This is a genomic window from Bacteroides caecigallinarum, assembly GCF_016902295.1.
GTDB lineage: Bacteria > Bacteroidota > Bacteroidia > Bacteroidales > Bacteroidaceae > Phocaeicola > Phocaeicola caecigallinarum_A.
Genome location: NZ_JACJLQ010000003.1, coordinates 40,947 through 59,274 on the forward strand (window position 1 = coordinate 40,947; position 18,328 = coordinate 59,274).

13 protein-coding genes are annotated in these 18,328 nt (G+C 41.6%); 11 read left to right on the plus strand and 2 right to left on the minus strand.

Features of this window, described 5'->3' with window-relative positions:
• Positions 1–126 precede the first annotated feature (126 nt).
• From H6A27_RS01645 to H6A27_RS01655, 3 genes are all read left to right on the plus strand, one after another.
• The gene (locus tag H6A27_RS01645; protein ID WP_204507445.1) at positions 127–1,800 is read left to right on the plus strand and encodes a tetratricopeptide repeat protein; all 1,674 of its coding nucleotides are present in this window, start codon (positions 127–129) and stop codon (positions 1,798–1,800) included.
• A 130-nt stretch (positions 1,801–1,930) separates the two neighbouring features.
• The gene (locus H6A27_RS01650) at positions 1,931–2,941 is read left to right on the plus strand and encodes a thioredoxin-like domain-containing protein (protein WP_204507446.1); all 1,011 of its coding nucleotides are present in this window, start codon (positions 1,931–1,933) and stop codon (positions 2,939–2,941) included.
• A gap of 9 nt (positions 2,942–2,950) precedes the next feature.
• The gene (locus tag H6A27_RS01655) at positions 2,951–4,489 is read left to right on the plus strand and encodes a YifB family Mg chelatase-like AAA ATPase (protein ID WP_204507447.1); all 1,539 of its coding nucleotides are present in this window, start codon (positions 2,951–2,953) and stop codon (positions 4,487–4,489) included.
• Between the two features lie 17 nt (positions 4,490–4,506).
• Here the strand turns inward: H6A27_RS01655 and H6A27_RS01660 are convergent, their stop codons facing one another.
• Positions 4,507–5,505 (minus strand): cation diffusion facilitator family transporter, encoded by a 999-nt coding sequence (locus H6A27_RS01660; RefSeq protein WP_204507448.1) that lies wholly within the window; start codon positions 5,503–5,505, stop codon positions 4,507–4,509.
• 231 nt (positions 5,506–5,736) lie between these two features.
• Here H6A27_RS01660 and metG point away from each other — a divergent pair, with 231 nt between their 5' ends.
• The 8 genes from metG to H6A27_RS01700 all read left to right on the plus strand — a co-directional run bounded on the left by metG (position 5,737) and on the right by H6A27_RS01700 (position 15,596).
• The gene (gene metG / locus H6A27_RS01665) at positions 5,737–7,779 is read left to right on the plus strand and encodes a methionine--tRNA ligase (RefSeq protein WP_204403400.1); all 2,043 of its coding nucleotides are present in this window, start codon (positions 5,737–5,739) and stop codon (positions 7,777–7,779) included.
• Between the two features lie 77 nt (positions 7,780–7,856).
• A complete protein-coding gene (locus H6A27_RS01670) occupies positions 7,857–9,302 on the plus strand; it encodes a lipopolysaccharide biosynthesis protein (RefSeq protein ID WP_204403394.1) in 1,446 nt (481 codons plus the stop codon).
• Complete coding sequence (locus H6A27_RS01675) at positions 9,299–10,225, plus strand: glycosyltransferase family 2 protein (RefSeq protein WP_204507449.1); 927 nt, start codon at positions 9,299–9,301, stop codon at positions 10,223–10,225. The genes H6A27_RS01670 and H6A27_RS01675 overlap by 4 nt, the downstream gene beginning before the upstream one ends.
• Positions 10,226–10,230: 5 nt before the next feature.
• Entirely contained in the window at positions 10,231–11,268 is a 1,038-nt protein-coding gene (locus tag H6A27_RS01680; RefSeq protein ID WP_204507450.1) for a glycosyltransferase family protein, read from the plus strand.
• Between the two features lie 103 nt (positions 11,269–11,371).
• The gene (locus H6A27_RS01685; protein WP_204507451.1) at positions 11,372–12,472 is read left to right on the plus strand and encodes a hypothetical protein; all 1,101 of its coding nucleotides are present in this window, start codon (positions 11,372–11,374) and stop codon (positions 12,470–12,472) included.
• 78 nt (positions 12,473–12,550) lie between these two features.
• Complete coding sequence (locus tag H6A27_RS01690) at positions 12,551–13,459, plus strand: glycosyltransferase (protein ID WP_204507452.1); 909 nt, start codon at positions 12,551–12,553, stop codon at positions 13,457–13,459.
• Between the two features lie 105 nt (positions 13,460–13,564).
• Entirely contained in the window at positions 13,565–14,827 is a 1,263-nt protein-coding gene (locus H6A27_RS01695) for a glycosyltransferase family 4 protein (RefSeq protein ID WP_204507453.1), read from the plus strand.
• Positions 14,820–15,596, plus strand: coding sequence for a glycosyltransferase family 2 protein (locus H6A27_RS01700; protein WP_204507454.1), 777 nt, complete (start codon positions 14,820–14,822; stop codon positions 15,594–15,596). Before H6A27_RS01695 ends, H6A27_RS01700 begins: the two co-directional genes overlap by 8 nt.
• A gap of 149 nt (positions 15,597–15,745) precedes the next feature.
• On the opposite strand, the gene H6A27_RS01705 is transcribed toward H6A27_RS01700, so the two are convergent.
• A complete protein-coding gene (locus H6A27_RS01705) occupies positions 15,746–18,235 on the minus strand; it encodes a glycosyltransferase family protein (protein ID WP_204507455.1) in 2,490 nt (829 codons plus the stop codon).
• Positions 18,236–18,328: the final 93 nt, after the last annotated feature.

Genomic DNA, 18,328 nt, shown 5'->3' on the forward strand with positions numbered 1-18,328 from the left:
ATGTGTAGTATAATAAAAAAATGAAGAAATATGGGTATCACTATATCTTTTTTCGTATCTTTGTGGCGACTGAACATATTTAAAAGATAAATTTATATAATTATACAAACCTAATTTTTTAAAATCATGATTAAGAAGTTGTATTTGCCTATCGTGGCATTATTAGTTCTTGCTTTCTCTTCATGTAGCAAGATGGGAGAATTGTCTTCTGACTACTTCACAACAAACCCTGAAGTTTTGGAAGCTGTTGGAGGTAAAGTTCCTGTAACTATCACAGGTAAATTCCCTGAAAAGTATTTCAAGAAAAACGCAACTGTTGAAGTTACTCCTGTATTAAGATGGGAAGGTGGCGAAGCAAAAGGTCAGCCAGCTATGTTCCAGGGAGAAAAAGTACAAGGTAACAACCAGACTATCTCTTACAAAGCTGGTGGTACATACACTATGAAAGCTTCTTTCGACTATGTTCCAGAAATGGCTAAATCTGAACTTTATCTTGATTTCAAGATTAAGAAAGGAAAGAAAGAATACACAATTCCTTCAGTTAAAATCGCTGATGGCGTAATCGCTACTTCAGAACTTCCTACTGTTGCTTCTGCTAACGCTGCTTATGCTGAAGACGCTTTCCAGCGCATTATCAAACAGGCTAAAGAAGCTCAGATTATGTTCTTGATTCAGCAGGCTAACCTTCGTTCAAGCGAATTGAAGGCTGAAGGTATCAAAGACTTCCACAAACAAGTAGCTGTTGTTGCTGGTGATACTAAGAACTACAAACTTAACAATATTGAGATTTCTGCTTATGCTTCACCTGATGGTGGTGTTAAACTGAATACAGGATTGGCTGAAAAACGTCAGGACAACACTGAAAAATACATGAAACAGCAGTTGAAGAAAGGTAAGATTGAAACTAATGTTGATACAGAATATACTGCACAGGACTGGGAAGGTTTCCAGGAATTGGTTTCTAAATCTAACATTCAGGACAAAGACCTAATCTTGCGTGTTCTTTCAATGTACCAGGATCCAGAACAGCGTGAAACTGAGATCAAGAACATTTCTTCAGTTTACAAAACTTTGGCTGACGAAATCCTTCCTCAGTTGCGTCGTGCTCGCTTGACTGCTAACTACGATGTTATCGGACGTAGCGATGAAGAAATCAATGCTGCATTCGACACAGATGCATCAGTATTGAGCGTAGAAGAACTTTTGTATGCTGCTACTTTGACTAACGACAACGCTCGTAAAGAAGCTATCTACAAGAAGACTATCGAATTGTATCCTAACGACTATCGTGCATACAACAACCTTGGTGAAATGGCTTACGTATCAGACAAGGCTGCTGCTGAAAAATACTTCAAACAGGCTGCAAGCAAAAACGCTAATGCTCCTGAAGTTAACACTAACCTTGGTTTGATTGAATTGGTTAAGGGTAATGTAGCTAACGCTGAAACTTACCTTGCTAAAGCTACTGGCGCTAACACAGCTAACGAAGCTCTTGGTAACCTGTACATCAAACAGGGTCAGTATGACAAAGCTGTAGCTGCATTTGGCGATACTAAGACTAACTCAGCTGCTTTGGCTCAGATTTTGGCTAAAGATTACAACAAGGCTAAGAATACTTTGACTGCAGTTAAAAACGCTGACGCTTACACAGACTACTTGATGGCTATCGTAGGCGCAAGAACAAACAACGCAGACTTGGTTAAGTCAAGCATGGCTAAGGTTGCACAGAAAGATGCCGCACTTGCTGCAAAAGCTGCTAACGACCGTGAATTTGCTAAATACGCAAACGAAATCAAATAATTTTAGGCAATTATTGATATAACATTAAGGCTGGAATAAAAGTTCCAGCCTTTTTTTGTAAATAAACTTCAGTAGAGCTCCGACTTTACATCATTTTTATGTACTTTCGCAGAAAACAAACAATAATCTTATGAGAATACTGTACAAAGCTATATTTTTATATACACTTATCGTTTTGACTTCTTGCGGAGGTAGTGACAAGTTTATCCTGAACGGTGAATTAATAAATAAAGATGAAAAAAACATTTACGCCGTATTCGATGACCCTATCGCCAAGATTGACACTATCAGTCTGAAAGAAGGTAAATTTGAATACTCATTCATACCTGATACCATAACACTAATAAGATTAGTAAACGATTCCGGACTATATGTTCCTATATTTGCCGACAAAGGATGGAAAGTAAACTTCAACGGCAGTTTCAGTATGCCAGAAATATCCGGGAACGGCCCAAACAAGGAGTTGCAGGATTTCAGAAAATCTATCAGCAATAAAGATTCCGCAGACATAATTTCTGCCGCTAAGGACTTTATTCTAACGAACAGAGAATCATACGCTTCTGCATATCTCTTCAATCAATATTTCATACAGAGACCTAATCCTGACATGAGCGAGCTTGATGAAATCATCACACAAATGGATGGACATATTAAGGACTGCAGAATAGTAGATATCATACAAAAAACATTATCAGAAAATAAAGATAAAAAAACAGAATACATAAATTACTTTTCTTGTAGGAACAGTAAAGGTGAATATGTATCATGGAGTAGCAAAAACGAACAATATACACTGATAAACATCTGGGCTTCATGGGATGAACAGAGCAATACTGTAAGGGATTCATTATATTCAGAAATAAAATCATTGCCAAAAGAGGATTTCAGAGTTCTGAACATCTCTATTGATTTCGACAAGAATGAATGGAAAAGGTATTGTAAAGAAGAAAACGAGCAATGGATTGAGACATGTGATTTCGAAGGATGGCAAAATACTATTGTCAAACAAATGAACGTTTCAAGACTGCCATACAATATTCTGGTAACCAAAAACAGGAAAATAATAACCTCGAATATCTATGGTAAGGAACTGACAGAAAAAGTCAAAAATCTAATACAGGAAAACAAAAAGAAAAAATAACAAACACTTATGTTAGTAAAACTTTACGGTGCCGCTGTACAGGGCATTGATGCGACAATAGTTACAATTGAGGTAAACAGTTCGAGGGGAATAAAGTTCTTTTTAGTGGGCCTTCCTGACTCGGCAGTAAAAGAAAGTCATGAAAGAATCATGTCTGCTCTTAACGTAAACGGATACAAAATTCCATCTTGCCAGATTGTAGTAAACATGGCTCCTGCTGACATAAGGAAAGAGGGCTCATCCTACGACCTGCCGTTGGCAATAGGTATAATGGCTGCCACCGGAATAGTTTCAGCCGAAAAACTAAACCGATATCTAATCATAGGTGAACTTAGCCTTGACGGAAGCCTGCAGCCCATTAAAGGAGCTCTTCCCGTAGCTATTGCGGCAAGAGCACAAGGATTTGAGGGTTTCATTCTGCCAAAACAAAACGCCCGCGAGGCAGCCGTAGTCAACAACCTCGATGTTTACGGTGTGGAAAACATTAAGGAAGTGGTAGAGTTCTTCAACGGGACACGCAAACTGGAGCCTACTATAGTACACACAAGAGAAGAGTTCTACAAAAATCAGACAGACTTTCCATTCGATTTTGCCGACGTCAAAGGACAGGAAAATGTAAAACGTGCATTGGAAGTGGCAGCCGCTGGCGGACACAACATTATAATGATAGGTGCTCCTGGTAGCGGAAAATCAATGATGGCAAAACGTCTGCCAAGTATATTACCGCCACTTACACTTTCAGAAAGCCTGGAAACTACAAAAATACATTCTGTAGCGGGGAAATTAGGTAAAGACATATCACTGATTGCCACACGACCTTTCAGAAGTCCCCATCATACCATATCGCAAGTGGCGATGGTTGGTGGAGGCACTAATCCTCATCCTGGAGAAATCAGTCTCGCCCACAATGGGGTTTTGTTTCTTGATGAACTTCCAGAATTTTCAAGAAGCGTATTAGAGGTATTAAGACAGCCACTCGAAGACAGACACATCACAATATCACGCGCTAAATATGTTTTAGACTACCCTGCCAGCTTCATGCTCGTGGCATCAATGAATCCTTGCCCATGTGGTTACTATAATCATCCTACAAAGAATTGCGTATGTTCACCCGGACAAGTACAGCGATACCTCAATAAGATTTCCGGTCCTTTATTAGACAGAATAGACATTCAGGTTGAAATAGTACCGGTACCGTTCGAAAAAATTTCAGAGCGTGAAAAAGGAGAAAGCAGTTCCGCCATAAGAGAAAGGGTTATCAGAGCACGAAAAATCCAGGAGAAACGTTTCGAGAAAGAAAAAGGCATTCATTGTAACGCACAGATGACATCGTCATTGCTCCATACACATGCACAACCAGACTCTCAAGGACTGAACCTACTGAAGAATGCCATGACAAGACTTAACCTGTCGGCACGCGCATACGACCGCATCCTTAAAGTATCACGTACAATCGCAGATCTTGAAGGGAGCCAAGACATACAGTCATCGCATATAGCTGAAGCCATAAGCTACAGGAACCTTGACAGAGAAAACTGGGCGGGATGATGCAGGACAAACAGGCGTCATCTCGCATTTATCTCGTTCTCATTAAGAATAAAATTAGACAAAGTTATCTTTTGCTGATTTGACATAGGAGCTTTTCTGTGTTTACATGTGCTGAATATACAATTACTGCATTTAGGTTTCTCAAAAATATCACACGGATCCAGATGCAAAGTAAGCTGGACCTTCTCGCCATATTTGTCTGTCAGGACTTTTTTCAGTTTTTCGCCGGCCTTGTGTCCCTCAGAAACAGTGTAATACCAAGGTACTGTAAGGTCACAGTCTATATAAATGCAGTTTCCGGACTTTATAACCTTTGCATTATGTATGTCCACCCACTCCGGCTGACGGTTATCATTCAGCAGTCCGGCCAGTTCCTCAAGAAGCTTGTCATCGGCTGTATCCAGCAGTCCGGCAATGGTGTTTCTCAGGATTGATACTCCGGTAACGATTATAATCGAGCCAAAAACAAGTGCAAGCGCACTATCTATCCATGCAAGTCCTGTGAAATAAAGTACAAGCAATCCGGCTACAAGACCTATTGTAGAATAAGTGTCCGACTGCAAATGTTTTCCGCCTGCAACCAAAGCCATCGAGCCATATTTCTTACCTGTTCTGATACTGTAATATCCCATCAGATAGTTTAATACTCCTGAAACAGCCACTATGACAATACCAATATCCAGTTTCTCAACCTCAGCAGGAACGACCAATCTCTTAATAGCCTCGTAGATAATCATACATCCTGCAACACTGATAAGAATACCTTCGACAGAAGCAGATATGAGTTCTATCTTTCCATGTCCGTAAGGATGCTCCTTGTCTCCGGGTTTGGCTCCCCAACTCAGACAATATAAACTGATTAAACCTGCCACAACATTAACGATACTTTCCATTGCATCTGTAAGTACACCAACAGAGTTAGTAAGGAAATACGCTATGAATTTACCTATCAGTATCAGTCCCGAAATCAGTACTATTCGTCTTTGGACCTTAAGTTTTATCTGTTCCTCGTTCATAAACAAAAGAATTAATCTGCGGCAAAGTTATAAATAATAGATTTAACTGGAATAATAAATTATATTAGCTTTTTCAAATGGTGTTTAAACAGTATTTAAATGTCGTTTAAACTGTGTTTAAAACTCATAAAACCATCTTTGGGCTATTCAAATTGCATAGCTGATAAATAATGTATATCTTTGCACTCATCTTAAACTACTTACAACAAAAAAGGAATAACTATATAGCAAATGGAAAAGAAATTCAAAAGAACAACCGTGACATCGGCACTTCCATACGCCAACGGTCCTGTACACATAGGACACCTGGCGGGAGTTTATGTACCAGCCGATATTTACGTCCGCTATCTCAGACTTAAGAAAGAAGATGTAATCTTCATCGGCGGATCAGACGAACATGGTGTGCCTATCACTATCCGCGCAAAGAAGGAAGGCGTAACTCCACAGGATGTAGTAGATCGCTACCATACACTTATACGCGACTCTTTCAAGGAATTCGGTATCTCGTTCGATGTTTACGGACGTACTTCATCAGAAATACATCATCAGACAGCTTCGGATTTCTTCCGCAAGCTTTATGATAAAGGCGAATTCATAGAAAAGACTTCTGAACAATACTACGACGAAGAAGCCAAGACATTCCTTGCCGACAGATATATCACCGGCGAATGTCCTCGCTGCCATGCAGAAGGCGCTTACGGCGACCAGTGCGAAAAATGTGGCAGCACCCTCTCGCCTACTGAACTTATCAATCCTAAGAGTGCCATCAGCGGCAGCCAGCCTGTAATGAAGGAAACAAAACACTGGTATCTGCCACTCGACAAGCACGAAGGATGGTTGCGCAAATGGATTCTTGAAGACCACAAGGAATGGCGTCCTAACGTTTACGGACAGTGCAAGAGCTGGCTCGACATGGGACTACAGCCACGCGCCGTAAGCCGTGACCTTGACTGGGGTATTCCTGTTCCGGTAGAAGGAGCGGACGGTAAAGTGCTTTACGTATGGTTCGACGCTCCTATCGGATATATTTCAAACACTAAGGAACTGCTTCCTGATTCATGGGAAAAATGGTGGAAAGACCCTGAAACACGTCTTGTTCACTTCATCGGTAAGGACAACATTGTGTTCCACTGTATAGTATTCCCTGCCATGCTGAAGGCTGAAGGAAGCTATATCCTGCCGGACAATGTTCCTTCAAACGAGTTCCTGAACCTCGAAGGGGACAAGATTTCAACTTCACGCAACTGGGCAGTATGGTTGCACGAGTATCTGAAGGACTTCCCTGGCAAACAGGATGTTCTGCGTTATGTCCTCACAGCCAACGCTCCTGAAACCAAAGACAATGACTTCACTTGGAAAGACTTCCAGGCACGCAATAACAACGAGCTTGTAGCTGTTTATGGTAACTTTGTAAACCGCGCGCTCGTTCTTACTGGCAAATATTTCGACGGAAAAGTTCCTGCCGCTGGCGAACTTACAGACTACGACCGCGAAACACTGAAAGAATTTGCGGACGTTAAGGCTGAAGTGGAAAAACTTCTCGATGTATTCAAGTTCCGCGATGCACAGAAAGAAGCAATGAACCTTGCCCGCATCGGTAACAAGTATCTTGCTGATACAGAACCCTGGAAACTCGCCAAGACAGATATGGACCGTGTGGCTACTATCCTGAACATCGCTCTTCAGCTTGTAGCCAACCTTGCTATCGCATTCGAACCATTCCTGCCGTTCAGCTCTGCAAAACTTCGCGGTATGCTTAACATGGACTCATTCGAATGGGAAAGTCTGGGACGTACCGACCTTCTTGCAACAGGTCACCAACTTGGCAAGGCCGAACTTCTGTTCGAGAAAATTGAAGACAGCGCAATAGAAGCACAGGTACAGAAGCTTCTTGACACTAAGAAGGCTAACGAAGCTGCTGCTTACAAGGCTAACCCAATTAAGCCAACAATAGCATTCGAAGACTTTGAGAAGCTTGATATCCGTGTAGGTACAGTTCTTGAATGCGAAGTAGTGCCTAAGATGAAGAAGCTGCTGAAGTTCAAGATTGCCGACGGACTTGAAAACCGTACTATCGTAAGCGGTATCGCACAACACTACAAACCGGAAGAGCTGGTAGGGAAACAGGTTCTGTTCATTGCCAACCTTGCTCCACGTCAGTTCAAGAACGGCCTTGTGAGCGAAGGTATGATTTTGAGCGCCGAGAACTTCGACGGTTCACTGGCAGTCACTTCACTTTTGAAAGAAGTTAAACCTGGTAGCCAGGTCTGCTAACAGATTAGAAATCAATAAATCAAGCATAAAGGGCGGGATTATGAATGTCCCGCCTTTTTTCATAAAACCTCAGGAAAGTGTCAAACAATTCTCTAAAGGAAAAAACAGCGAAAGGGCTTCTGTGGGGAGGACTTGGGAACGGAATTCTACAAATTCTGAACCTTGTCTTTGGCATATTCCTTGCCCGTCTGCTGACACCTGCCGATTATGGTATGGTAGGGATGCTCGCCATCTTCAGCGCCATAGCCGGAACAATACAGGAGAGCGGATTTACAAACGCCCTCGTAAACAAACATGACATAACGCACAACGACTACAATGCCGTATTCTGGTTCAGCACACTTACAGGATGCGCATTATACATCATACTTTTTCTGTCGGCACCGTTAATAGCGGATTATTACAACCAGCCGGACCTTATAAAACTGTCAAGAATATATTTTCTCGGGTTTGTCATTTCAAGCACAGCGACATCACATAACGCCTATCTGTTCAGAAACCTTATGACTAAAGAGAAGGCTACCGCACAGATTTATGCTATCACAATATCCTGCATTATAGGAATAATTCTTGCATACAACAATATGTCATATTGGGGACTTGCCATACAAAACCTGATATACATTGCCATAGTAAATCTGAGTCTTTGGTATTTCTCTCCGTGGCGTCCGACATTCAAGATAGATTTTGGACCGATAAAAGAGTTCTTCGGTTTCAGTGTCAAGATATTGCTCACCAATATATTCAATCAGATAAACAACAATATATTCTCAACTATTATTGGCCGGAAATTCACGCCTCATTCTGTAGGACTATATACACAAGCCAACAAGTGGAACACCATGGGCTCGTCGTTGATAAGCTCTACCATCGGAGGTGTAGCCCAACCAGTATTCTCCCAAGCATCGGGCGACGTGAACAAACAGCTTGGCATCTTCAGAAAGATGTTAAGGTTTACATCCTATATATCATTCCCCACCATGTTCGGACTGGCTCTGATAGCACCTGAATTTATATTACTAACAATCAAGGACAAATGGATTGACTGTATTCCAATACTTCAACAATTATGCATTTGGGGAGCCTTTTTACCGATAACTACCTTGTGCTCACACCTTTTGATAAGTCGCGGGAAATCAAATCTTAATCTTTACAGCAATATAATATTGGGTTGCATACAGATTGCCGCTCTGCTCGTAAGCTGGAGATACGGACTGCCTATAATGATTTCAACTTACGTAGCCATAAACATTATATGGATGTCAGTATGGTATATGATGGTAAGAAAGGAAATAAAACTTAAATTTACAGATGCGATGAAAGATATCTGTCCATTTATACTCATTACCATAGTCTCAATAATTGCGGCAAAGCTTGTATGTAGTCTTTTTGATTCGCGATATATTGTCCTGGCAATGAAAATCATCATAACAGCTATATTGTATCTTGGTATTTCGCGTTTGGCAAACGCCAAAATACAGGACGAAATCTTTTCATATTTACTTAAAAGGAAAATAAAATGATAAGCGTTATTATACCTCTATATAACTGCGGGAAATTTATCACACGAAGCATCAGCTCTGTTCTCGGACAGACAGTAAAGGAATTCGAGATAATAGTAGTGGACGATGGCTCAACCGATGAAGGACCGGAAATAGTAGAGAAGATGAATTCTCCACTCATACGACTTATACGCCAGAAGAACCAGGGTGTATCCTGCGCCAGAAACAAAGGTATAAAAGAGGCAAAATACGATTTGATTGCTTTTCTTGACGCTGACGACGAATGGGACGCAGACCATCTTGAAACAATTCTATACTTATATAACAAATATCCACAATGCGGGGTGTTTGCAGCATCATACAGGATGTCATTAAAAGGTTCTATCATATACCCTGAACTAAATCCTAAGCTTCCTTTCAGTGATGATGGAATATTCTACAACTATTATGAGGTAGCTTCAGGCACAAGCCTTCCGATAAACTCGAACACGTATGCTGTAAGAAAAAGTGTTATAAACTCAATAGGCGGATACCCTGAGGGGATACCAACCGGAGAAGACATTCTGACTATGGCAAGGCTCAATGCTGTCTGTGAGTTTGCTTATTCTACAAAAGCCACATCCACATACTACATTCATAATGAGACAGTAAAAAGCGTACGACCTGTATTAAAGAAAGATCCGCTTGACAGACTTTTCTATGAGAACTATAAAATCTCAAAGCATAAAAAAGGAGCAAGGCTCTTTCTGTCTTCCTGGCACAAAAGAAGAATGACAAGAGCAATAACACAACATGAATATGCTATAGGATTCGAACATTTTGTAAAAGCTTTTACAATTATGCCATTCCAGAAAAAACTTTATACTTCCCTGATTGTTTCAATTATCTCAACAATTACCGGTAAAAGTATGATAGAACTGAACAATATGTTAAAACACAAATAAAAGCCATGCCAACATTTACCGTTTTTCCAAATATAAAACCTTCGTCAGGCGGAAAAGGCAATCCGTACATCAGCGATTTCATATCGGCAATAAACAACGAGGAAGGTTGCAAAGTAGTAAATGAAAGCCATAAAAATCCCCTGCTGAGCATACTGAAGCCATCAAATTGGGGAGACATATTTATATTCAACTGGTTCGAAAGCATTCCGGACTTCAAGTACGGATACATACAATCGGTATTGGCTATACTACTACTGTTTGTCCTGAAAATCAGACACAAGAAGATAATCTGGGTTCTTCACAACAAGAAGCCTCATCAGGGCAATAAAAGACAGATAAAAAAAATTATAACTTATCTGATAGCAAAAGAATCTGACTATATAATCACTCATGCCAGCGAAGGTGTCAGACTTATTAACGACAGATTCAGTTTCACGGCAGGCAAGACTTTCTACATTGACCACCCTACAAAAAACAGGCTGAGCATGATTACCGGCATGAGCCTGGATAAGTCGTACGACGTATTGATATGGGGTAACATTATCGGATACAAAGGTGTATATCAATATCTTAGGTACGTAAAGGAAGAGAATGTCAACGACATAAGAATATGTGTCGTAGGCAACTGCACCACACCTCAAATAGCCGCTGATATAAAGTCAGTAGCAAGCAAGAACACTACATTAATCCTCAAGGGGGCAGCATTCGAAGAGCTGGCAGAATATATAGCCTCAACCGAATTTGTACTTATGCCATATCTTCAGGACTCGATATTAAGTTCAGGCATATTGATGGATTCACTCTCTTTCGGAGCAAAAGTTATAGGTCCGGACACAGGCTCATTCAGAGACTATGCCATGAATAAAGACCTGAACGTCTATGTATTCAATGAATACAAGGATATCAGCAACATTATTGAGAATTACAGAGGAATAAACATATCCGCAGAGAAATACAGTGAGTTCCTTGAAAAGAATAATTGGAAAAATTTTATCGGAAAAACTCTCAACTTAATAAATACTTCGGTAACTTCATGCCGATAATCTGAAACAAAACAATTTAATACACCATGAAATATATTTATAATTCAAAAAAAATCAGTAAGAGTATCTTCACATATTATTTATTACTAACTTCACACCCATTATGAAAATAGCATTAGTAAAACAGGAAGTATATCAGGACCTTTATGTGTGTCCGGTCACAGAAAAGGATGCGGCAAACATTCTATTCTCATCAATGGGAAGAGTAGGTCCAATAGGTCTTATGGCTGAACTTGACGCCGATTTTTATATTGTAAAGGAAGAACCGGAATTCGAGACACAGATTTATCGCAAGGTAATACCTCATATTTCAAAATATCTGTATCTGCTCAAGACGGAAACTCTCGACAAGATTCCGGGACAGGAATTCAAACAGCCGGGGAGTCCGTTTCCGAACGGTAAATTCGCGGTGGACTGTCATGACATTGACTGGAGCAAATATGATGTGGTAATTTCAATAAATGTCAGTCTGCCTACTTCAGTAGTAAGAAGTTATCCACAGACACTGTTCGCATATATGATAGGCGAAGCAAACATGGCGACAGGGACAGTACACTTCGGATATGACGTGACAATGAATCAGATGGCAAGAGGGATAATCGCAAAGAAATGCGGCATAGTGGATTTCCCATATACTTTCCTCAGCTCGGACACTCTGCAGAAAATCATGCATAGCCACCTGGGAAGAGAAGCGGAGAATAAAGGTATTTTCATGGAAATCAACTCCACTACAGAACGCCCTGTAACAAAGGCACCCGCACATTTCCAGCCTCTCATAGACGAAGGGTATGAAATAATTCTCCACAAACAGCGTATTTTCGACAATCTTAAAAGCATCTACGACGCGAAATATTTCGTCAAGATGGGAGGACGACATATACGAGGTAATTCTGTAGCCGAAGCCGTATCGCTTGGCACACTCGCAATAATGAACAGGAATGAAGTAATCCATCACGAACTCATTATCGATGAGTGCGACGTCAAGACTATGGACCAGATGCTGAATCTGATAAACAGGCTGGAAAAAGATACTGACCTGTACAAGGAATTATTGGCCAAGCAACAAAGAGTATTGAAAGAACTGTTCTTTGACGCGCCTATTCAGTCGCTTGCCAACTGTCTTGAAGAAAAGAGGAAAAACGGCAAGGCAAAACCTTATAAGTGGTATAACAAAATCGCAGACAGATTCTGTTTTTTCAGATGACAAGGTATCAGTTACAAGTTGACAACTTGTTAACTCGTCAACAGAAAGCAAACTCAAGAACTCAAAAACTTAAAAGTCATGAACGCACCGATACTTCTATTCGTTTTCAACCGTCCCGACCATGTTCGCCGGACTGTTGAGGCCCTGAAACAAAACACTCTTTCGCCCGACAGCGTTTTATATATTTATTCTGACGCCGCACGCACACCTGAACAGGAAGGAGCTGTAGAAGAAGTTAGAAAGTATATCCACTCTGTCAGCGGATTTAAGGAGATACACATTATAGAAAGGGCCGAAAACTGGGGACTTGCCCGAAGTATAATAGACGGTGTAACCACAAGAGTCAACGAATATGGAAAAGTTATCGTATTGGAAGACGACCTGATTACCGCACCATACTTTCTGCAATTCATGAACGATGCCCTGGAGACATATAAAGACGAAGAAAAAGTAGGACACATACAAGGATGCGACTTCACTCAGGATTCTGCATTACCGGACACTTTTCTTATAAAATGGACAGGCAGCTGGGGCTGGGCAACCTGGAAACGCGCATGGAAATATTTCAATCCCGACGGCAAAGCTCTTCTTAATGAACTCGAGAAAAGGAATCTTACCTACACTTTCGATTTCAACGGGAAATACGGATATACCCGTATGCTCCGCCGACAGATTGAAGGGAAAAACAACTCATGGGCTATACGATGGAACGCATCGCTTTTCCTTAACGACATCCTTTCGCTGAATGTAGGAAAATCGCTCGTACAGAATGAAGGATTCGACGGTAGCGGAACAAACTGCGGTGGAGGAGGCCTATATTCGTCAAACCTGTTTATGGGCAGAATTGATGTAAAAAAAATCAGTCCCGCTGTCGAGAACAAAGAAGCGCGTATGGCATACGTGAGATACTATGCACGGACAAATTCCTTCATGGCAAAAGCCATAAGAAGGATAAAACGTACCCTTAAAGGAGATTTTGGCAGATAAAAACGGCCTCTGATGCCGTTTTTAACTATATTATACTTAATTATTCATGCATCAATTGGGATAAAAAAGGTCAGTAAGCATTATCTTTGCAAAAAATTCCCGACCATGAGAATACTAATCATAAACACGGCAGAACGTATAGGAGGTGCGGCTATTGCAGCGAGCCGACTGATGGACGCACTAAAAAATAATGGAATAAAAACAAAAATGCTTGTCCGCCACAAACAGACAGAGCAGTTAACCGTCATCCCTCTGAAAAACTCATGGAGGAGAATATGGCAATTCGCCTGGGAACGTATCGTAATATGGATAGCAAACGGATTTACACGTCGTAATCTCTTTGCTGTCGATATAGCAAATACAGGAACAGACATCACAAAACTGCATGAATTCGTACAGGCAGACGTAATACACCTGCACTGGATCAACCAGGGAATGCTTTCGCTTAACGACATCGATAAAATTCTTAAATCAGGGAAGCCTGTGGTATGGACAATGCACGACATGTGGCCATTCACCGGAATATGCCACTATGCAGGCTCATGCAAGAAATATGAAGAGCATTGTCACAACTGTGAGCTTCTTCTAAAGCCTCACAAGAAAGACCTTTCCTACAAAACATTCAAGAAGAAACAAAAGATTTTCTCAAACGCAAACATCACTTTCGTTGCTTGCAGTCACTGGCTGGAGAAAATGGCTAAGAGCAGTGCACTAATAGGAAGACAGAACATCACAAGCATTCCTAATGCCATTAATACCAACCTGTTCATGCCACGAAACAAACGTCAGGCAAGAGAGAAACTTAACTTACCTCAGGACAAGAAACTTCTGCTTTTCGGATCGGTCAAGATTACTGACAAGCGCAAAGGTATAGACTATCTGATAGAGGCATGCAAGATACTGACACAAAGCAATCCGGAACTAAGCAAAGAACTCGGAGTTGTGATATTGGGCTCGCATCCGGAACAACATTCTTCACTGTTCCCGTTCCCTATATATACAATGAATTATGTGAAAAGTGAAAAAGACCTGGTGGATATTTATAACGCCGTTGACATTTACGTCACACCTTCGCTACAGGACAATCTGCCCAATACCATAGTGGAAGCCATGTCGTGCGGTATCCCTTGCGTAGGATTCGAAACAGGAGGTATCCCGCAGATGATAGACCATCTGCACAACGGATATGTAGCAGAATATAAGTCGGCATCCGACCTCGCCAACGGCATAAAATGGGTGCTTACCGACGGTAACTATCAGACCCTAAGCGAGGAAGCCCACCGTAAGGCAGTAAACACTTATTCCGAATCTGTTGTCGCACACCAGTATCTGCAAATCTATAACAAGCTGACAGGCAAAAATGCATAACACCGCTCCAAATTACCACATACAGCACCAGCATCCTAAGTTCAGCATTATCACAGTGACGTATAATGCCGAAAAGGTATTGGAGGACACTATACAGAGTGTCATCACACAGTCGTACAAGAATGTGGAGTACATCATTGTTGACGGCGGCTCGAAAGACGGAACACTAGGTATAATAGAAAAATACAGACAGCACATAGCACACCTGGTAAGCGAACCTGACAAAGGACTGTATGACGCGATGAACAAGGGAATCGGACTTGCTACCGGCGACTATCTGTGTTTCCTCAATGCCGGTGACGAATTGCATGAGGATGATACTTTGTTCTATATGGTACACAGTATAAAAGGAGATACACTGCCGGATGTTATTTATGGCGAGACACAGATAGTTGACGAGAACGGACATTTCATCAGGATGCGACGTCTGTCGGCTCCGGAAGTACTCACGTGGAAAAGTTTCAAGAAAGGTATGCTTGTATGTCATCAGGCTTTCTTTGCGCGCCGTGAACTGGCGGTAAATGAGCCATATAACCTGAAATACCGTTTTTCCGCCGATTTCGACTGGTGCATACGCATAATGAAGAAAAGCAGGAGCATTCATAATTCAAGGCTTACCGTAATAGACTATCTGAACGAAGGCATGACTACAAGAAACCATAAGGCTTCGCTTATGGAACGTTTCAATATCATGTGCCGTCACTACGGATATATATCTACCATTGCTCATCATCTATGGTTCGTAATAAGAGCGGTACTCAAGAAATAAGGCGTTTCATGGACTATCACTTCAGATAATCCGTGAAACGCCTGTATTTTTACCGTTACACGCCCGTGTTACGAGCGTTGCACGAACGTGTCACGCGCGTTACACCTTCGTGCCACGGCCGTCACACGTTCGTGTAACGCTAAATGCGGTTATTCTTTACGCTTTTTGTTCGCTGATATTATTACCACCACTACACCAACAACAAGTAAAGCCAATGCTATATAAGCAATGGTTTCAGTAGTATGAAGCGATTTTGGGTCGAACTTGAACTCTATGACATGCTTTCCTGCAGGAACATTCATCGCACGGAGGATATAGTCGGCACGTCCGTGTTCCACCTCCTCGCCATCTATAGTTGAAATCCAACCCGGATAATATATTTCCGAGAATACCACTACCCCACCGTTCTTGGAATCAACCTCATATTTCAATGCGTTAGGCTGATACTCTTTCAGAACAATTGAGCTGAGGGAGTCAGGAGAGGCAGTCATCTTAACCTGTTCAGCAAAACGCTTGTCAACAACTGCTGTGTGGAGCGGATTAATATCATGCAATGCATCTATCTCCTCATTTGCATTGTCAACATATTTCACATCGCCTACAAACCAAGCGTTTCCACAAGCATAAGGATTAAACACCGGAGCAGTCTTTCCGTCCTGAAGCGGAAGAATGAAATATCTTGTGTTAAGCATGTTCAGAACAGGGAAAGCATTCCGGTCAACCTTAGTCATATCACCACCTGCCTCTGATAGTTTAGAGAATATAGCGTTCATTTCACCATGGATATGTTCCTCAATTATCTCCTGATAACGGCGAAGCTTTGCTGCGTGATATCCTCCGATACTCTTATGCCAGTAAGCTGTATTGTTCTCGTTGAATGTATTCACAGCCAGGTTTAATACTCTGTAATCCAGCGATTTGTCCTTCAGAATTTCCTTATCCGTTTCCGAAGGTTCCAGATATGGTTTCATCTCAGTTCCTTTTGCCACAAACTGCTCGTCGTACAGATAGCGTTTGTTCACACTCCACATATCCACAAGACACAACAGAGCTATAAGAGCTACCGTAACCTTCGGTTTCAGTTTTCCAATCGAATAAGCATATACCAAAGCCACACCTATCAGAATAATTACAAGGCTGCGCCATGCATCGGAAGTAAATATTGAAACACGAACCTCTTCAAGATTTGTCAATATAGAAACAAGCTGATCCTGAGGAATAGCATTCTGAAGAGCTGACATCTCCATTGTGGAAATATACGAAGGGAAGAACACCTGAGGAGCAACAGCAAACAGAAGCGACAATCCTCCGGTAAGCGCAAGACTGATATAGAAGCCTTTTGCATTCTCCTTAATAACAGCAGGACGCTCCATAATCTCCTTCAGCGCCATTATGGCAAGCAGAGGAATAGTGAATTCCGCAATTACCAGAATAGACGAAACGGCACGGAACTTATTGTACATAGGAACATAGTCTATGAAGAAGTCTGTCACACCCATGAAGTTCTTTCCCCACGACAATACTATTGAGAATACAGTTCCAACTATAAGAGCCCACTTCATAGGACCTTTCACTATGAAACATCCCAAAATGAAAAGGAACATCACAAATGCACCTACATAAACCGGACCTGAAGTGCCCGGCTGTTCGCCCCAGTACTGTCCCAACTGCGAATACAGTCCGCGATACATAGGATTGGCCTTCTTCATGGCATCCTCATTTGCCGCGAGTGGAACAGACGCGCCACCCTTAACGTTTGGAACAAGCAGCGAGAATGTTTCGCCTATGCCATAGCTCCACTGGGTGATATAGTCGCGCTCAAGTCCGCTTCCTGTCTGATTGGCTGAGTTTTCCTTCACGAGTTCACTCTTGCCTCGCATACTCTCCTTGCTGTACTGATATGTGTGATAAAGATTGGAAAGATTAATACAGACACCTATCACACCTGCCACAACAAGCACTCCGGTTGCCTTAAAAAAGTCTTTAAGTTTATTTTCCTTATAAGCCATCACGCCGTAAGCGATAGCCATAAACAGCATAACGAACAGGAAGTAATAACTCATCTGCGGATGATTAGCCATAATCTGCAGAGCGACAAACAATGCTGTAACAAGCCCTCCTACGAGATATTTTCCACGATAAACAAGCACCATACCTGCTATTGTAGGCGGGATATAAGCCAGAGTGACAAACTTCCATATATGTCCCGCCGCAATGATAATGAAGAAATAGGATGAGAAAGCCCATATTATTGCCCCTAATGCCGAGAGCCATACCTTAAAATTAAAGGCACGCAGAAGGATATAAAATCCAAGAAGCATCACAAACACATACCACACGTACGTAGGCAGGAACAGATGATACACCTTCTGTATGAATCCCAACGCTTCGGTAGAATCATAACTTGGCGACATCTGGTAGGTAGGCATACCTCCGAAAATAGAGTTTGTCCAGCGGGTACGCTCACCTGTCTTCTCCATATACTCCTTTTGTTCCTGACCGGAACCGATACCCGCTACGGCATCATGCTGGGCCAATATTCGTCCTTCAGTGACTGCCGGGAAGAAGTATGCGAACGATATTACCGCAAACAATACCACAGCCACAATGTCCGGAATAAGTTTCTTGAATAAATTCATACTATATCAAAGAATTGAAAAATTAAATAAACTATTAGTATTCAGTCGGCAAAGATAACATAATACTGCTTGAAATGTTGTAAATTTGCCACC